This is a genomic window from Pseudomonas sp. FSL R10-1339, from assembly GCF_009600545.1.
GTDB lineage: Bacteria > Pseudomonadota > Gammaproteobacteria > Pseudomonadales > Pseudomonadaceae > Aquipseudomonas > Aquipseudomonas bubulae.
In genome coordinates this window covers 1-1,779 of record NZ_WIVQ01000207.1, presented here as the reverse complement: position 1 = coordinate 1,779, position 1,779 = coordinate 1, and the positions used below count along the sequence as shown (strand labels likewise).

The following is a 1,779-nucleotide window of genomic DNA, read 5'->3' as shown; positions in this document are numbered from 1 at the left end:
TTGAGAGTCGCTGTGATGTTGTCTCTTTTTTCAATGAGAGTAAGAGAAGGCGTCAGCCCCGCAGCTTCGCGCTCGGCATACCACTTAGAGGCCGAGCGCTGTGGGTCGGCGTCGACCAGGCAAACATCGGAGCCACGACGGGCCAGCGCGACAGCCAAGTTGACGCATGTAGTGGTTTTCCCAGCACCGCCTTTATTGCAGCCAACGACAACTATCATACTCATAATTCCTAATTGTGAATTAACAAGGCCGCGCAGCCTCGCCACATCATATATCATAAAAAACAATTATGAATTCATAATTGTTTTACGCTCGCATCCTCCCCCTTTCGGGGCTTTACCAATTTTTAGCGTACTGCGCGCGCTGATGAATCGCCCCTAGTTTCGTAGACGCCTCAACCCCGCGAACTACCGCCGCATCGCCATCAGCTTCCCTAGCGAATGATTCAGCCGGGCAACACCTTTGCTGAGGTTGCAAAAGGTTGTAAAATGAAACCAAGCCCACACAATATGGATTCCTCATGAGCACCGCCATCAAGCTCGACAGCGCCCTCGTTGAAACGGCCCGCATTTATGCTTCCGCCGCGCATCGCTCAACCCCCAAACAAATTGAGCACTGGGCCACCCTCGGTCGCATTGCAGAGCAAAACCCCGAACTGCCATATGAATTCATCGTTGGTCTTTTGCAGGCCAGAGCCCAAGTGAAGGCGGGTGACGCGACCGAGTACACCTTCGGATGAAGGTCATACAGGCCAACGAGTTTGCTCGTGCGGTGAAAAAACTGCCGAAGCAGCTGAAGGCTGAACTGGACGAGGCAGTCAAAGCCATCATGGCTAACCCGTTATTGGGTGACGCTAAGGTGGCTGATTTGGCAGGTATCCGCGTGTACAAGTTCAAGCTAAATAAACAGCTCACCTTGCTTGGGTACGAGTACGACGGAGATACAGTGACCCTGTACCTGTTAAAGCTTGGCAGCCATGAAAACTTCTATCGCGACCTGAAAAAATAAGTCGGCATCACAGTCGGCCATCATGCTCTTCCCGCCATTTTATCCAGCGCTCGATAGAGCGTTGAACGATGCACGCCCAGTAGCTCCGCTGCCGCTTTTACGGTGAAACCATCTTGATCAATTAGACGGCGGCCGTGCTCGACCTGGGCCTTAGTTAGGGTAGGGCGGGGACCGAACTGAACACCTCGCGCTTTGGCTGCCTCGCGGCCCGTACGGGTACGCTCCAGGATCAAACTGCGCTCAAACTCGGCGATACCTGCAAACACAGTCATCACCATGCGGCCTGCCGGTGACGTGGTATCCGCCCACGGCTCAGCCAGACTACGCAGGCCAGCACCGCAACCACGAATCCGCTCAGCAATATCCAGCAGGTCGCGCGTGCTGCGCGCCAGTCGATCCAACCGGGTGACAGTGACCACATCACCAGGACGCAGATGATCGAGCATCCTATCCAGCTCCGGACGCACTCGACGGGCCCCTGATACCTTTTCAGCAAACAGCTTGTTGCAGCCGGCTGCACGCAAATGATCGCGCTGCTGAGTGAGATCCTGATCGTCGGTGCTCACACGGGCATAGCCCAGCATAAGCCCGCCTGTGATGAGATCGAGGGTGCCGGGGTCGTTGTCGTCGCGCATGATTGGTCGTCGCAGGTTATGGTCGCTACATCATGCCATTGCGCGACAGACAAACGCGACAGCCTGCCACCAGCCAGGCTGGGAGCTGACGATTTGTCGCATAACTTAGGACATGCGCGACTCTAGACACACAACA

The 1,779-nt window shown here is 55.3% G+C and carries 4 protein-coding genes; 2 read left to right on the top strand and 2 right to left on the bottom strand.

Features of this window, described 5'->3' with window-relative positions; all coding sequences use genetic code 11:
- The coding region (locus GHO03_RS24375; protein ID WP_178110375.1) for a ParA family protein at window positions 1-218 on the bottom strand (218 nt) is incomplete at its 3' end.
- 302 nt (window positions 219-520) lie between these two features.
- Between GHO03_RS24375 and GHO03_RS24370 the strand changes: the two genes are divergently transcribed.
- Together GHO03_RS24370 and GHO03_RS24365 are read left to right on the top strand one after the other, a co-directional pair.
- On the top strand, window positions 521-739 hold the full coding sequence (locus GHO03_RS24370; RefSeq protein WP_153400677.1) for a hypothetical protein: 219 nt from the start codon (window positions 521-523) through the stop codon (window positions 737-739).
- Window positions 736-1,008 (top strand): type II toxin-antitoxin system RelE/ParE family toxin, encoded by a 273-nt coding sequence (locus tag GHO03_RS24365; protein ID WP_153400676.1) that lies wholly within the window; start codon window positions 736-738, stop codon window positions 1,006-1,008. Before GHO03_RS24370 ends, GHO03_RS24365 begins: the two co-directional genes overlap by 4 nt.
- 20 nt (window positions 1,009-1,028) lie before the next feature.
- Here the strand turns inward: GHO03_RS24365 and GHO03_RS24360 are convergent, their stop codons facing one another.
- Window positions 1,029-1,643 carry a recombinase family protein gene (locus GHO03_RS24360; protein WP_153400675.1) on the bottom strand — a complete coding sequence of 205 codons (615 nt, stop codon included), beginning with the start codon at window positions 1,641-1,643 and terminating at the stop codon, window positions 1,029-1,031.
- Between the last annotated feature and the right edge of the window lie 136 nt (window positions 1,644-1,779).

Bases quoted from the DNA above. Each gene is read 5' to 3' on its own strand.
- GHO03_RS24365 (WP_153400676.1), top strand. From the start codon at position 736: ATGAAGGTCATACAGGCCAACGAGTTTGCTCGTGCGGTGAAAAAACTG.
- GHO03_RS24370 (WP_153400677.1), top strand. From the start codon at position 521: ATGAGCACCGCCATCAAGCTCGACAGCGCCCTCGTTGAAACGGCCCGC.
- GHO03_RS24360 (WP_153400675.1), bottom strand. From the start codon at position 1,643: ATGCGCGACGACAACGACCCCGGCACCCTCGATCTCATCACAGGCGGG.